Source organism: Vibrio jasicida 090810c (assembly GCF_002887615.1).
In the GTDB taxonomy this organism is placed as follows: domain Bacteria; phylum Pseudomonadota; class Gammaproteobacteria; order Enterobacterales; family Vibrionaceae; genus Vibrio; species Vibrio jasicida.
In genome coordinates, this window is sequence record NZ_CP025792.1 from 240,668 (window position 1) to 256,650 (window position 15,983).

Sequence of the window (15,983 nt, forward strand, 5' to 3'; positions counted from 1 at the left end):
TAGATCACAGAGAAACGATTGCGAAAGGAATTTTGGATAAAAAAGCGCCAGCAGGTTTGGCTGCTGGCGCTTGGTCTTATTTAGGAAGGAATTCGATTGTTAATTACATTGACGCTTTTTTAGCTTCGGCAACCCAAGAATCAAACAGTTGTTGGTTGGCTTTGATCCAGCCATTAACGTGAGACTCGATGTCCGCCGCGCTATTTTTACCTTGGCTCATCATCATGTTTTGTGCGCTGACATCATTGATATTCAGCTTAACGATTTCGAACAGTTTTGCGGCAGAAGGGTTTTTTTCAGTGAAATCTTTGTTCGCCACGATTCGCATTGAGTTCATTTCAAACCCATAGTTTTTACCATTCTTAAGTGTGGTATCCACATCTTTACGTTCACCAGGTAGGGCAGAGAATGGGACTTCTAGCCAAACCACATCTTCGCCCGGAACGAGTACGCCACTTACCCAATAAGGTGTCCACGTGTAGTACAAGATCGGGTCGCCTTTCTTATAACGAGAAATAGTATCCGCAATGATTGCTGCGTAGTTACCTTGGTTGTGTGTGACCGTGTCACGAAGTTGGTAAGCGTTAAGCTGCTCTTCAATTACCATTTCGCAGCCCCAACCAGGGTTACAACCAGTGAGGTCTGCTTTGCCATCGCCATTGGCGTCAAATAGTTTTGCTAGCTCAGGATCTTTAAGTTGACCAATGTTAGTGATGTTGTATTTTTCTGCGGTTTTTTTATCGATTAAGTAGCCTTGAGCCGCACCACTAACGTACTGGCCTTGGCGGTAGAATTTATCATCACCACCTGACATCGTGTATTTGTCTGCGTGCAAAGGGAACCAACCCACAGCTAAGAACGTAGCATCGCCTTTTGCGATCGAAGTGTAGCCAACGTTGTAATCGACTTCCTTAGTTGGTTGAACATCGTAGCCCAACGCTTCAAGCGCGCGGTTAACAATAAGAGTTTGAAACGTTTCTTCCGCAACCGTTGATTGAACTGGTTGAACTGAAACGCCTTTACCCGGTAAGTCATTCGCTAAAGCTTGAGTCGAAAACGCCATCGTTGCTAACGTTCCAGCTGTTAGCGCTTTCTTCCATGAATTAGTCATTTATGTTTCTCCTAAGTTTGAGATCAGGTTGGTTCGATTTGTTGGTCAGTTTTAAAAGGTAAGAAACTGGACCGGTGTGGTACCAACGTAACTTCGTGTTACCCGCGTTAGCGCCTAAAACTTGTGTGATACGGTCGAGTAGAATGGCAAGGATTACGATACCTAGACCACCCACCGCTGCTAGCCCCATATCCAAACGTCCGATTCCACGTAATACCATTTGTCCCAACCCACCAACTGCGATCATAGAGGCAATAACCACCATAGAAAGGGAGAGCATCAGGGTTTGGTTTACGCCTGCCATAATAGTCGGTAGGGCAAGGGGAAGTTGAATGCGGTACAGCATTTGCTTTTTGCTGGCTCCAAACGAGTGTCCGGCTTCAATCAGCTCTTCTGGGACTTGTTGAATACCAAGAATGGTCAAGCGAACCACGGGAGGCAATGCAAAAATAATGGTGACCACCACGCCAGGTACGTTCCCGATGCCAAACAACATGACGATAGGTACTAAGTAGACAAAAGCTGGGGTGGTTTGCATTGCATCGAGTATGGGCCGTATGAACTTAGCGGCGGTGTTGTTTCTTGCCAGCCAGATACCAAGTGGTAATCCAATGATCAGACAGAAGAATACGGATGTCAGTACTAATGCCAAGGTCGTCATTGCTTGGGACCAAGCACCTATCAGCCCAATGAAGACTAATGAAGCGAATGTCGACATCCCTAAACGCAAATTAGAAAATTGCCATGCTAATAAAAAGAGAATGATGAGCATGAACGGGGCAGGTGTAGAGACGAGCGCCGTTTCAAATGAGGAGAGAATGAAATCAATGGGAACGCGAATTGCTTGAAAGACCGGACGTCCATGTTCGACAAGCCAATCTAACCCAGATTCTACCCAAGTATCCAAAGGAAGGACCGCATCTTGAAAGGGGTTCATGATATCAAAAGGGGCTTCTTCAACGGTTTCGGAATTCAACCAGTCTATACTTGACGTCGCTTCACTGCCTTGTGACCAAGGGTCACTTTGTTCTGTTGTGGCTGTTGCCCATGGGTCGGTTTGTTCCGCTTCTGTCGTTGACCACGGATCGTTAGTGGTTTGTTCTGTTGACATGATGACTAATCCTTATCCAACGTTTGCAGAAGACGTGATTTTGTCACGACACCATAATAGTGGCCTTGCTCGTCGACAACTGGGACGGCATAAGGGACACCAGCGACGACACCAAGAATGTCGTTGATTGCTTGGTCTGGCTGGAGGGTGATTTCGTCGATCAATTGTGCACTGGCTAGTGAGCGATTTTCTTTGTGGGCAACGCGTAACGAATCAAGAGAAACAATGCCAGAATAATGGCTGGATTTATCAATGACTATGCCGTAATCGCGGTCGTGATCCATCAATATCTGCATTGCAGACCCAGGACCATCATGTTCGGACTTCTTGAAAACAGCGGCTGGCTTTTTTCGAGCGATGTCTTTCACGGTCAGTACGTTTGCAACGTTAACACCTCGGAAAAAGGCTTCCACATAATCATTGGCAGGGTTATGAAGAATCTCATCTGGTGTACCGACTTGAACCACGTCGCCATTCTGCATGATGGCAATACGATCGCCGATTCGCATGGCTTCATCTAAATCGTGAGAGATGAAGACAATCGTACGTTTATCGTCATTTTGCAGTCGAATAAGTTCATCCTGCATTTCGGTTCGGATAAGTGGATCGAGCGCTGAAAAGGCTTCATCCATTAGGAGGATATCAGGGTCACACGCGAGAGCTCGAGCGAGGCCAACTCGTTGCTTCATTCCGCCAGACAACTCATCCGGATAGGATTCTGAGTAGGCATCAAGGCCAACGCGTTGTAAGGCTGACAACGCACTTTCTTGCCTGTCTTTGAGGTTCACACCGGCGAGTTCAAGGCCAAAAGCAGCGTTTTCAATCACCGTCATGTGAGGCATGAGCGCGAAGTTTTGAAAAACCATGGAAATGTTATTGCGGCGAACTTCTCTAAGTTCATCTTCAGAAATGTGGGCAATGTCTTTACCTTTTAGGTAAACGCTGCCTTTGGTTGGCTCAATTAAGCGATTGAGAAGACGAACGAGCGTGGATTTTCCTGAGCCAGATAGGCCCATAATGACAAAAATCTCACCTTCATTGATGGAAAGAGAGACATCGTTAACGCCAACCGTTAAACCTGTTTGTTCAAAAATACGATCTTTATCGATGCCTTTCTCAATCAGTGAGAATGCGCGGTCAGGATCGTCACCAAACACCTTATACAGTCCCTTAACTTCCAGTATGGGATCCATGTAAATCATCCTTAATTTTGAATGTTTTGTAGTAAAACGTTTCGTACTCTAAGTAATGTTTGGGAAAATTTCAATGTTCGATAAAAGGTTTGTGTGGTGACGTTACACAAATTAGACATAAACAGCTTAACCAATGATTTGGCTTTAAATGACGTAAAAACAGTGCGTTATGTTTATTTGTAGTGCGTCGAAAAAGTGGGTGAAATGGCCTGTGAAATATTTTTGAATTTATTGTGGTTGATGAGTGACATTTTGATCCTAACGAAATCTTTCGTAAATAGGCCGTTTTAGAATGTTTTAAGTTAGAGTTCGAATTAATGTGTTGGTGACATGTTCTGCTATTTGAGTCGATTCATACCATCACTGGATTTATTTATTGCCTGATTGAATGCTTGGTGATATTTATCGCTGAAGTTTAGGCAATGCATGGAATAAAGAATGGAAGCCGAGCAATTAGAAGTACTCAATTTCATTAGCCAATACCCTCCCTTTGATGACTTACCAGAGACGCACCTGAAAAATATCGCAATGAACGCTGAAGTGGCTTACTACCGCGCAGGCTCAGATATTTTAAAGAAAGGTGACAATATTCGTGATCTGTATATGGTTCGCAGTGGCGTCGTCGAAATTTTCCGCCGCAAGGGGGAGCTGTATAACCGTATTGATGCTGGTGGTTTGTTTGGACAAATGGGGTTGTTGATGAATAACCGAGTCCGTATGCCAGCGAAAGCAATTGAAGATACATTAGTGTATTGCATCCCAGAGAGCATCTTCAACGAATTGTGTGATGAGTTTGAGAATTTCGCTGATTTCATGGAATTGGAAGACAGTGCAAGACTAAGAACCGTGGTTTCGAACCAGTCTGATGGCAACGATTTTACCACCGCAAAAGCGAGAAAGATTCTTAGCCGAGAGCCCGTAACCTTAGCTGCTACCGCGACAATTCAGGAAGCGGCAATACTGATGGCAGAAGAGGGCGTCACGGCATTGTTGATCGTGCGTCCAGAAGAAGAAATTACCGAAGATGATGACGACCAACTCTTAGGCATCCTGACCGACCGTGATTTGTGTATACGCGTTTTAGCTGAGGGTAGGGAGACCAACATACCCGTAAGTGAGGTGATGAGTTACGACGTCGTATCTCTTGATAACAGTGCGTATGTCTTCGAAGCCATGCTGACCATGCTGCGCTATAACGTGCACCACCTGCCAATCCTCAAAGACAAAAAACCGATTGGTGTACTCAGTATGACGGATATCGTCAGATACGAGTCGCAAAACAGTTTATTGCTTGTGAGTTCGATATTCCAACAGAACACGATCGAAGATCTTAAAGCTGTATCGAAACAAGTGAAAGACTGTTTTGTCCGTATGGTGAGTGAAGATGCGAACGCCCATATGGTCGGCCGAGCGATGTCGGTTATTGGCAGTAGCTTCAAGCAGCGTCTTGCTGAGTTAGCAGAACAAGAGCTTGGTCCAGCACCTATTCCGTATTGTTTGCTCGCAATGGGGTCCATGGCGCGTGATGAGCAATTGATCGTCACGGACCAAGATAACGCATTGATTCTCGATAACAGCTACGAACCGAGTGAGCATGGTCAGTACTTTGAGCAATTTGCTAAGTTTATTTGCGATGGGTTAGCAGAATGTGGTTACACCTACTGTTCTGGCGACATCATGGCAACTAATCCAGAATGGCGCAAAACGCGCTCAGAATGGGAAGCGTGTTTTGCTAACTGGATTGATGACCCAACACCGGAACGTCTGCTCAATAGCAGCATTTTCTTTGATCTATTAGGTGTGCATGGCCGAGTGAAGTGGGCAGAGCAATTAAGCGGATTCATTGTTCGCCGCGCGAAGAAGAACAACCGATTCCTCGCTTGTATGGCCTACAACGCAATTCGTCGAACACCACCTCTGGGTTTCTTTAAAGACTTTGTAATGGAGAAGGATGGCCGTCATCGAAACTCCATTAACTTGAAACGTCGCGGCACTGCACCGATGGCGGACTTGATTCGCGTCCATTCTCTTGCCATTGGCTCTCGCTCACAAAATTCATTCGAGCGTCTGGATGACATCAATAACGCTGGGATCTTGCCGAAAGGGCGAGGGATGGACTTGAAAGATGCCATGGAACTTATTTACATGGTACGTATTCGTCATCAGGCATTGGATATTGAAAATGGCGAAGAGCCGGACAACAACATCGAGCCTGAACATATGTCTGAGTTTGAGCGCCGTAATTTAAAAGCCGCCTTCCAGATTCTAAGTAACGCGCAAAACTTCATTAAGTTCCGCTATCAGAGAAGCAGTAAATGATGTGGTTTTTTAAACAACAGCAAGATGCACGTGATTTATTAGATACCAGCCAGACACCTGATTGGCCCGTTTTCTTTGAGCAACTTGCCACGCAAGCGAAAGATGATCGATTAAAACGTTATTACTCTGCGCCTATTGTGAATGGTGATACGCCATTAAAAGAGGTACCTTTTGTCTCCGTCGATTTTGAGACCACGGGTTTAAATGCAGAAGAAGACGCCATTCTTACTATTGGTTTAGTTCCGTTTACTCTGGAACGAGTGCAATGCAGTGGCTCGCGTCATTGGGTGGTGAATCCAAATCGAGAATTGAATGAAGAATCGGTTGTGATTCATGGTATTACCGATTCAGAAGTGAAGAGTGCGCCGCAACTTAATCAAATCTTAGAGGCTATATTGGCAGAACTCTCAGGCAAGATTGTGGTGGTGCATTACAAAAATATTGAGCGTCAATTCTTTAACAATGCCTTGTTGAATAGCATAGGTGAGGGGATTCAATTCCCTGTTGTAGATACCTTGGATATTGAATATGCGATTCAGCGTCGTCAATGTGAAGGTTGGTTAAATAAGCTCAAAGGTAAAAAGCCGGGCTCGGTGCGTTTAGGGCACGCTCGTGAAAGATATCATCTGCCAGTATATCAACCTCATCATGCACTTACAGATGCACTTGCGACAGCGGAACTGCTACAAGCGCAACTGCAATACCATTTTGACGAGGACATGCGATTGTCTACGATTTGGCAATAACCATGCTGCAATTTAGCCATAAAAATAATTAGTCGTCCCGATAACGAAATGCAATGCGATATCGGGGCGTTTAACGTTAAAATTACACAGTAGAGTAACAATTCTAATAGCGGCGCAACGATCGCAATAAGCTTTGCAGCAAGTGGCGCGAAAAAGCCATCCCTTCGATTCCTACAACGATTTTTTAATTTGGCCACGTATTTTAAGGAGATAAATCGTGAGCACTGACAACAATGGCGGTATACAGCGCCCCGACGGTAAGGTGAACCCGATCGATACTGATTACCAGATTGGTCAGGATAACGTCGCGTTAAAAGTCGGTCCTTTTGGACTTGATATTCACAACCGTGTATTTGCTATTTCAGGCATGTCGATCATCCTGTTCGTAGTGTTAACACTGACATTCAGACAACAAGTAGAACCGTTCTTTGCGGGTTTGCGTGGTTGGCTGGTATCAAATCTTGATTGGTTCTTCCTATCTGCGGGCAACGTGTTTGTCGTGGTGTGCTTGATCCTGATCGTCACGCCACTTGGTCGTGTTCGTATCGGTGGTACAGAAGCAACGCCAGATTATACTTATGCCGGTTGGCTTGCGATGCTATTCGCCGCTGGTATGGGTATCGGTTTGGTGTTCTTTGGTGTATCTGAGCCAATGTCTCACTTTAGTGCGGCACTAGGTGGTGTAAACGTTGAGAACGGCGTTCGTACTGACTGGGCTCCACTGGGTGCGGCGGAAGGGGACACCTCGGCTGCGTCTGCACTTGGTATGGCTGCAACGATTTACCACTGGGCTCTGCATCCATGGTCTATCTATGCACTGTTGGCTCTTGGTTTGGCGATTTTCTCGTTTAACAAAGGCTTGCCTCTAACGATGCGTTCCATTTTCTACCCTCTTTTTGGTGAGCGCGTTTGGGGCTGGACTGGTCACGTGATCGATATTCTTGCCGTAGTTGCAACGGTATTTGGTCTAGCGACTTCTCTTGGTTACGGTGCATCGCAAGCAGCAACAGGTCTAAACTTCCTGTTCGGTGTACCAATGACAGACACCACGCAAGTTGTGTTGATCATTATCATCACGGCACTTGCATTGATCTCTGTGGTTGCGGGCCTAGATAGTGGTGTTAAGCGTCTGTCTGAAATCAACATGGGTCTAGCGGCGCTATTGCTATTGTTCGTGATCATTGTTGGTCCAACTATGGCGATTATGACGGGCTTCTTTGACAACATTGGTGCTTACCTAGCGAATATTCCTGCATTGTCGATGCCGTTTGGTCGTGAAGACGTGAACTACTCGCAAGGTTGGACTGCGTTCTACTGGGCATGGTGGATTTCATGGTCACCATTCGTAGGTATGTTTATTGCGCGCGTATCTCGTGGTCGTTCTGTTCGTGAGTTTATCGTGTGTGTAATTTTGATCCCATCTACAGTGTGTGTGTTATGGATGACCGCATTCGGCGGAACTGCGATCAGCCAATACGTGAACGATGGTTACCAAGCAGTATTTGATGCAGAACTGCCTCTTAAACTGTTCGCTATGTTAGACGTGATGCCACTTTCTCAGATCACTTCTATCGTGGGTATCATTCTAGTAGTCGTATTCTTCATTACGTCAGCTGACTCTGGCTCTTTGGTTATCGATACGATTGCCGCGGGCGGTAAAGTGGATGCGCCAACACCACAGCGTGTGTTCTGGTGTACATTCGAAGGCTTGGTAGCAATTGCACTGATGCTTGGTGGCGGTCTAGCAGCGGCACAGGCGATGGCGGTAACAACGGGCTTGCCATTCACAATCGTACTTCTTGTGGCGACAGTGTCTTTGGTGAAAGGCCTAATGGATGAGCCTCGTCCAAAATCTAAATCAGCGAAAAAAGCGAAAGCGTAACGCGAATCTTTTCTCTGATAAATTTCAATAAAAAACGGCATGCTTAGGCGTGCCGTTTTCTTTTCTTATGCTTTATTTCTTTTTCTCACCCAATCTGTTGCATTAATACCGAATGGAAGGATTTCTTACGGTTGTAATCATTTCTTTGGGTGGGCTGCTGACGAATAGTGACGCTGTATCGTCTAATTTCTTACGTTGCCCTATAAATACATTAGAGCTCAAACTAATTTTCATTTCACCCTCAACCACTAATGATGTGACATTGATCGACTTAATGACGATTGATCTCTTGTTTATTTGATTTTTAGCCACGAGAGATGCCCATAATAAAAAGGAAATTTAATTAGAACACGAAGGATATGTATCTACACATGATCACATCAGCTCCTTGGGTGATGTATCCAGAAATTGGAGAAGACCCAAGCAAAAAATGGATTTTTCGTGAGCCAGAAGTGTCGGATGGTGACAACGTCTACAGCTTGATAGCAGATTGTCCACCACTCGATATGAACTCTTCATATTGCAATTTCCTTCAGTCTACGCACTTCAGCAAAACCTGTATTTTGGTTGAGCATAAAGGCGAGCTCGCAGGGTTTATCTCTGGTTATCAAAAGCCAGATGAACCTAATGTGTTGTTCGTCTGGCAGGTCGCCGTCGCTCCTCGCTTTAGAGGCAAGGGTTTGGCTTTTCAAATGCTCGACAATTTACTAAAGCGAGAAGGGCTTGAAGGCATCGACACCGTCGAAACCACAATTACTAAATCTAATGAGGCATCTTGGGCATTATTTAAAAAACTCGATGCTCAAAATAGTAATGCTGGCGAGGTGACCACTTTCTTGGACGAAAAAGATCATTTCAAGGGCAAACACGATACGGAATACCTGTATCGCATTCCCCTCAATTAACTCCCACCCAATAGGAATCAAATAACGGTCTCATCATGGATATTTTCAAAAAGCAGGAATCCAACGTACGTTCATACTCAAACAGTTTCCCGGTTGTCTTTCGCAAAGCAAAAGGTTCCTGGCTAGAAACAGAACAAGGCGAACGTTACCTCGATTTCCTTGCTGGAGCGGGATCTCTAAATTACGGTCATAACAATCCAGTACTCAAGCAAGCGCTCCTTGAGTACATTGAAATGGATGGCATTACACACGGCTTAGACATGCACTCAGAAGCAAAAGCCGCTTTTCTTGAAGCCTTGAATAAGTACATTCTTGAACCAAGAGCGCTTGATTACAAAGTTCAATTCACTGGCCCAACGGGAACCAACGCTGTTGAAGCCGCCATTAAATTGGCAAAGAAAGTGAAAGGGCGCAGTAGTATCGTAGCTTTCACCAACGGTTTTCACGGTTGTACGGCGGGTGCGTTAGCGGCAACGGGTAACCAACATCATCGCCAAGGCGCGGGCTCTAGTCTTAACAACGTCACTCGTATTCCTTTCGAAGGTTATGCTGATATTGATGGTCTCAAACTGTTTGAAACCATGTTGACCGATAACTCGGCGGGTATGGATAAGCCAGCGGCAGTACTGCTAGAAACCGTGCAAGGTGAAGGTGGTCTAAATGTGGCATCCAACGCGTGGCTGCAGCAGTTAAGTAAGCTGTGTAAAGCACACGATATCTTATTGATTGTTGACGATATCCAAGCAGGGTGCGGCAGAACAGGTACATTCTTCAGCTTTGAGCCATCGGGTATCAAGCCAGATATGGTGACTCTGTCTAAATCCATTGGTGGTTATGGTCTACCAATGGCTATTGTGCTCTTAAAGCCAGAACTTGATCAGTGGAAACCAGGCGAGCATAACGGCACATTCCGAGGAAATAACCACGCGTTTGTGACTGCCACGAAAGCACTCGAGGCTTACTGGTCAAACGATAACTTCGAAACGCACATTAAGCGTTGCTCAAGCATGGTTAATGAAGTTATTCAACGTTCGGTTCAACGATTCCCTGAGTTGTTTGTACAGCGCAAAGGCCGCGGCATGATGATCGGAATTGAATGTAAGAACGGTCAAATCTCAGGCGATATTGCTAAAACCTGTTTCGACAATGGCATGGTGATTGAAACTGCAGGACCAAATGATGAAGTCGTGAAGTTCTTCTGTCCATTGACCATTTCAGAATCCGAACTTACGCAAGGGCTGAATATCTTCGAGGGTTCAGTCGAAGCCATCGCAAGCAAACATTTCAAACAAGCATCATAGCAAGGAAAGAATTATGATCGTTAGAACACTCGATGAGTGTCGCAATAGCGAAAGACGTGTTGTGTCGGATAACTGGGAAAGCGTACGTATGTTATTGAAAGATGACAACATGGGCTTCTCATTCCATATTACGACGATATACGAAGGAACAGAAACGCACATCCATTATCAGAACCATCTCGAGTCGGTATTTTGCATGAGTGGAGAAGGGGAAATAGAAGTCGTAGGTGGCGAAACCTATCCAATTAAACCCGGCACACTGTACATCCTTGATAAGCATGACGAACATTATCTTCGTGCATACAAAAACAAAGAAATGGTGATGGCATGCGTGTTTAACCCACCAATTACAGGTGCGGAAGTGCACGATGAGAACGGTGTTTACCCTCTGGTTGACTAGCCTAACTCTATAAACATTTGAAATGGGGTGAAGCTTCACCCCATTTTCTTTTCCTTTCTTTCAAATTACCAATCATTAAGGCCCTCTCATGACATTTACCGTAGAAAAGATCGGCGGTACTTCGATGACAGCATTCGATGCTGTGCTTGATAACATTCTTCTTCGTCCACAAAACCCTTATAACCGTATTTTTGTCGTTTCTGCCTACGGTGGTATGACGGATGCACTACTGGAATGCAAAAAAACTAGCAAGCCAGGCGTCTATCAATTGATTGCCAAGCGAGATGAAGCATGGGAGGAGGCGTTAGATTATGTTGAAAGTCGAATGCTACTGACCAATGAACATATCTTTGCTGACCCAATGAACAGAATGCGTGCGGATAAATTCATCCGTTCTCGCATCGCAGAAGCTAAAAACTGTGTCACCAACATTCTTGAAACTTGTCAGTATGGTCAATTTTCTCTACGTCATTATTTGCCTCAAATTCGTGAATTTCTCTCCTCGATAGGTGAAGCACACAGTGCCTATAACACGGCTTTGAAATTGAAAAATATCGGCATTAACGCAAAGTTTGTCGATCTTTCTGGTTGGGATAACCAAACACCCAAAACACTGGATGAATCTATCTCTGATGCCTTTGCTGAGATTGATGTTACTCAAGAATTGCCAATTGTCACAGGGTATGCCTACTGCAAAGAAGGTTTAATGCACACCTATGATCGCGGTTACAGTGAGATGACGTTCAGTCGCATCGCTGCCATGACTAAAGCCGATCTGGCGATTATCCATAAGGAATACCATTTAAGTTCTGCCGATCCGCGAGTGGTTGGTGTCAATAACGTTAACCCTATAGGCTCGACCAACTATGATGTGGCTGATCAACTGGCAAACTTAGGGATGGAAGCCATCCATCCCAATGCTGCTGCGGGTCTACGTGAGAGCGGTATTGAGTTACAAATAAAGAACACGTTTGAGCCTGAGCACCAAGGAACATTAATCTCAGCAGATTATCGTCCAGAGAATGATCGTATTGAGATTATTGCAGGTAAACAAAAGGTGTTTGCACTTCATTTGTTTGACCAAGCGATGGTAGGCAAAGTGGATAATGTCAGTTACGAACTGATGGAAATCATTGCGGACGCTCGCGTTAATCTGATTGGGAAGGAGATGAACGCAAACTCAATCACTTATTACCTAGGCGGCAGCATTGATAGTTTAAACAAAGTGCTCTACAAGGCTGAAAAGCGCCACCCTAAAGCATCAATTACAGGAAAAATGGTCGCGTTGATCTCCGCGATTGGTTCTCAGATTGACACTAATAAAACTTTAGCGAAAGGCGTACTAGCGCTGATGAACAGTGGGGTAACACCGATCGCGCTCCATTCATCAATGAGAAACGTGAATGTACAGTTTGTGGTCAGTGATGGCGAGTATAAACAAGCGATTTGTGCACTGCACGAAGAGTTCTTTGAGCAAGGCAGTACAATGAAAAAATCGGTGAGCGTTGCTTAAAGCGTTTAGTTGGTAATGGAAATAGTAAAGGAGCCAATTGTGGCTCCTTTGTGTTTCTTATCGAACAATTTAGATATTCGGGCGAGCAGTCTCGTTAGTGGATGGCGGTAAGTGAGGCAACGTCACTTCCGGTTGATCACCCGTTAGAGAACGTAAGAACTCAGTGATTTTTCCAGACTCTTCCTTCGTCAGCTTTTGGCCAAGTTGTAAATCAGCCATCATCGACACCGCTTCTTCTAACTCCCAAACTGAGCCATCATGGAAGTAAGGGTAGGTCAGTTCAACATTTCTTAGTGTCGGTACTTTGAAGACAAACTTATCGAAATCATTACCCGTGATCGCTTTACGTCCCACATCTGGGTTATCCGTTGCGAACGGCTTCACTAAGCCCATTTTTTGGTACATTTGACCACCAGCGAGAGGGCCGCTGTGACACGCTGTACAACCTTTCGCTTTGAATAAGTTGTAACCCTCGACCTGTGCGGTAGTGAGGGCATTATCGTCGCCTTTTAACCAAAGATCGAATGGCGCGTTTGGTGTACGCAAGGTTTGTTCGAACGTTGCAATCGCATCGGTGACGTTATCAATATCTATGGTCTCAGTACCATACGCCTCTTTAAACCACTCGCGATATTGTGGAATCGACTTGAGCGTGTCGATCGCAAGCTGGTGGCTAAAGGCCATTTCGAGTGGGTTTTCTATAGGGCCAGCCGCTTGTTCTTGCAAATCTTTTGCGCGCCCGTTCCAGAACTGAACAAAGTTCAAATCTGAGTTAAACACCGTCGGTGAGTTGATAGGACCAATGGCCCATTTATGACCAATGGAGCTTGGTAGGTTATCGACGCCACCTTTTGCGATGTTATGGCAAGAGTTACAAGAAATGGTGTTGGAGGCGGATAAACGAGGTTCAAACCACAACGTTTTACCCAGTTCTACTTTCTTAGCATCAAGGCCAGAAATAGGCTCAATGACCTTGATTGGCTCTGCAGATTGGCGCTCTGCATAGGCACCGAAAGATAGGACTGACAAGACGCTCACTGCTATAAGAGTTTTCATAATAACTTCCTTTTTAAGTGATTTTTCACTCTCACTAGGGCGGCGTACTTCTTATTGGTACGCTCTGGAAGTCACGGTATAGCAATCGTTTTATTCGATAAAATGCAAAAAATCGATGGTTTTTATGGCAAAAAACGATGTTAAAAACGCACAAACTTTGCACGATTTGATTTTGCTAGCTTCCCAAGCAGTTGGTCACCTTTCATTTACAAATATGCAAAGAATATAAACGACAGGTTCGTTGATTTAGGTCAATTATGCAATCAAATGAACCTTAGTAGGTGAAAAACCTAGAATGAAAGAAAAGTGAAGTCTTTATTGCGTAAATTATCGGTAGTAGGAGGGGATGTAACAGGTAATATGTCAGGTGTGTAGAATTATTCTATTTTAGGGATTTTGCTCTAAGTCTAAATGAATCTTTGCATTTCAATTTCAATAAAGCTTGGTTATTGATCATGTTTCTGAGTGTGTGAATTATTATCAATTACGCATCCGGTTGCGCATTGTTCTAGGTTGAATCGTGTAACGTCACTGCAGCACGTATTGAGCGTATTACGCTGATTGTCTGTGTTTTCGTGTTGACAGTTTGGTACTAGGTAAAAATCAACAACACTATGATTTCAAGGAACATTTTATGTCAAAGAAACTACTTATTTGTTGTATAACCTCGGCACTCTGTTTTCATTCTGCTTCCGTTTACTCTCAATCAACGGATCTGCCAGGTGCTTCTGATTTACAACAAGCCCCTGCAGCGTTGATGCTCGCTCCGGACGATGTTGCCATCGCTGATCGTTACATTGTGGTCTTTAAACAGCCACAAATGATACCGAGCGATTCTCCTGATTTTCAGCAGTCCACACAGCAATCCGTGGACAGTATGTCCGGCTTATATTCAATACAGGTAGAATCCGTATTTGATCGCTTAATTAGCGGGTTTGTTGCCACGTTGAATACAAATCAGCTGGACGAACTGCGTGCTGATCCGAGAGTAGACTATATCGAACAAGATAAAATGCTAACGCTTGAACCGATAGCCTCGGTAGAAGCGAACCAAAGCAATGCGATTTGGGGCCTTGATCGAATTGATCAGCGCAGCCTACCGCTTGATAGCAATTACAACGCCAACTTTGATGGCTCTGGGGTAACGGCTTATGTCATCGATACAGGTGTGAACAATTCACACGTCGAGTTTGGTGGTCGCTCGGTTTCAGGGTATGACTTTGTCGACAACGATGCAGATGCAAGTGACTGTAATGGACACGGCACACACGTTGCGGGCACCATTGGCGGCAGCCAGTACGGTGTGGCAAAGAACGTGAATATTGTTGGTGTAAGAGTGCTTAGCTGTTCTGGCTCAGGTTCGACATCCGGTGTCATTGCCGGGGTGGACTGGGTGGCGGCTAACGCTTCAGGGCCTTCTGTTGCCAACATGAGTTTGGGAGGCGGCCAATCTGTCGCTCTCGATAGCGCGGTGCAAAGTGCAGTTCAGTCTGGCGTGAGCTTTATGCTGGCTGCTGGCAATTCTAATGCGGATGCTTGTAACTATTCACCTGCTCGTGTTGCTTCTGGTGTGACCGTTGGCTCCACAACGAGCTCAGATTCACGCTCGAGCTTTTCAAACTGGGGTAGCTGTGTCGATGTATTTGCACCAGGCTCGCAAATCAAATCTGCTTGGTATGATGGTGGCTACAAAACCATCAGTGGCACCTCAATGGCAACGCCACATGTAGCCGGTGTTGCAGCGCTATATCTTCAAGAAAACAGTGTATTATCACCAAGCCAGCTAGAGGCTCTGATTGCTGAACGAGCATCCAATGGAAAAGTCTCAGACACCCGCGGAAGCGTAAACAAGCTGCTCTATAGCTTGTCAGATTCTGACTGTGGTCAAGATTGTGGTGGTCCAAATCCAACACCGGATCCTGAGGGCAAGCTAACCTCTGGTTTACCAGTGAATGGCTTGAGCGGCGCAACAGGTGCGATGGACTATTTCTATGCTGACCTAGAGGCAGGCCAACGTCTAACTGTTCAAACCATTGGTGGAAGTGGGGATGCTGACCTCTACGTACGCTTTGGCTCGAAACCAACACGCAATAATTGGGATTGCAGACCATACAAATACGGTAACAACGAGACATGCACAGTGACCGCACCGCAGAGCGGTCGGTACCACATCATGATTTACGCATATTCTAGCTACAGCGGTATGACCATTCAGGCGAACTACTAACTTACAACACCAAGCCCACTTTACGGTGGGCTTAGTTTTTGAAAGCTCTATGTTTGAGCCTATTCAAATACATTTGTTTGTCGTTCTAAAGGGGTAACTAGATGGGAGTAGCTGTCACTATAAATAATATTGAATTTGAATTATGGATAGAGATGTAAACGTCTGCCGTTGTATTCACCAAAGCAGGGGGGGAAATTTAGCGAATAGCTAAAATAACTC

12 protein-coding genes are annotated in these 15,983 nt (G+C 45.1%); 8 read left to right on the forward strand and 4 right to left on the reverse strand.

Annotation, left to right across the window (positions count from 1 at the left end; translation table 11 throughout):
- Positions 1 to 103 precede the first annotated feature (103 nt).
- The 3 genes from proX to proV are packed head-to-tail and all read right to left on the reverse strand — an operon-like array spanning position 104 to position 3,415.
- On the reverse strand, positions 104 to 1,111 hold the full coding sequence (gene proX / locus C1S73_RS01445; protein ID WP_038872393.1) for a glycine betaine/L-proline ABC transporter substrate-binding protein ProX: 1,008 nt from the start codon (positions 1,109 to 1,111) through the stop codon (positions 104 to 106).
- Positions 1,104 to 2,222, reverse strand: a complete 1,119-nt coding sequence (gene proW / locus C1S73_RS01450) for a glycine betaine/L-proline ABC transporter permease ProW (RefSeq protein WP_038872396.1) — start codon at positions 2,220 to 2,222, stop codon at positions 1,104 to 1,106. The genes proX and proW overlap by 8 nt, the downstream gene beginning before the upstream one ends.
- Before the next feature lie 5 nt (positions 2,223 to 2,227).
- A complete protein-coding gene (proV, locus tag C1S73_RS01455; RefSeq protein ID WP_038872399.1) occupies positions 2,228 to 3,415 on the reverse strand; it encodes a glycine betaine/L-proline ABC transporter ATP-binding protein ProV in 1,188 nt (395 codons plus the stop codon).
- Between the two features lie 438 nt (positions 3,416 to 3,853).
- Here proV and C1S73_RS01460 point away from each other — a divergent pair, with 438 nt between their 5' ends.
- The 7 genes from C1S73_RS01460 (at position 3,854) to C1S73_RS01490 (ending at position 12,481) form a co-directional block, all read left to right on the forward strand.
- Positions 3,854 to 5,734, forward strand: a complete 1,881-nt coding sequence (locus C1S73_RS01460) for a DUF294 nucleotidyltransferase-like domain-containing protein (protein ID WP_038872401.1) — start codon at positions 3,854 to 3,856, stop codon at positions 5,732 to 5,734.
- Entirely contained in the window at positions 5,731 to 6,480 is a 750-nt protein-coding gene (locus C1S73_RS01465) for a 3'-5' exonuclease (protein ID WP_038872403.1), read from the forward strand. The genes C1S73_RS01460 and C1S73_RS01465 overlap by 4 nt, the downstream gene beginning before the upstream one ends.
- A 217-nt stretch (positions 6,481 to 6,697) precedes the next feature.
- Positions 6,698 to 8,362 carry a BCCT family transporter gene (locus C1S73_RS01470; protein ID WP_038872405.1) on the forward strand — a complete coding sequence of 555 codons (1,665 nt, stop codon included), beginning with the start codon at positions 6,698 to 6,700 and terminating at the stop codon, positions 8,360 to 8,362.
- 371 nt (positions 8,363 to 8,733) lie between these two features.
- Positions 8,734 to 9,267, forward strand: a complete 534-nt coding sequence (ectA, locus tag C1S73_RS01475; protein ID WP_038872407.1) for a diaminobutyrate acetyltransferase — start codon at positions 8,734 to 8,736, stop codon at positions 9,265 to 9,267.
- A 35-nt stretch (positions 9,268 to 9,302) separates the two neighbouring features.
- Entirely contained in the window at positions 9,303 to 10,568 is a 1,266-nt protein-coding gene (gene ectB / locus C1S73_RS01480; RefSeq protein WP_038872408.1) for a diaminobutyrate--2-oxoglutarate transaminase, read from the forward strand.
- A 13-nt stretch (positions 10,569 to 10,581) separates the two neighbouring features.
- Complete coding sequence (locus tag C1S73_RS01485) at positions 10,582 to 10,968, forward strand: ectoine synthase (RefSeq protein WP_005393369.1); 387 nt, start codon at positions 10,582 to 10,584, stop codon at positions 10,966 to 10,968.
- An 88-nt stretch (positions 10,969 to 11,056) separates the two neighbouring features.
- The gene (locus tag C1S73_RS01490; protein WP_038872412.1) at positions 11,057 to 12,481 is read left to right on the forward strand and encodes an aspartate kinase; all 1,425 of its coding nucleotides are present in this window, start codon (positions 11,057 to 11,059) and stop codon (positions 12,479 to 12,481) included.
- 69 nt (positions 12,482 to 12,550) lie between these two features.
- Here the strand turns inward: C1S73_RS01490 and C1S73_RS01495 are convergent, their stop codons facing one another.
- A complete protein-coding gene (locus C1S73_RS01495) occupies positions 12,551 to 13,537 on the reverse strand; it encodes a cytochrome-c peroxidase (protein ID WP_038872414.1) in 987 nt (328 codons plus the stop codon).
- A 634-nt stretch (positions 13,538 to 14,171) separates the two neighbouring features.
- Here C1S73_RS01495 and C1S73_RS01500 point away from each other — a divergent pair.
- A complete protein-coding gene (locus C1S73_RS01500; RefSeq protein ID WP_038872421.1) occupies positions 14,172 to 15,764 on the forward strand; it encodes a S8 family peptidase in 1,593 nt (530 codons plus the stop codon).
- The last annotated feature ends 219 nt before the right edge of the window (positions 15,765 to 15,983 follow it).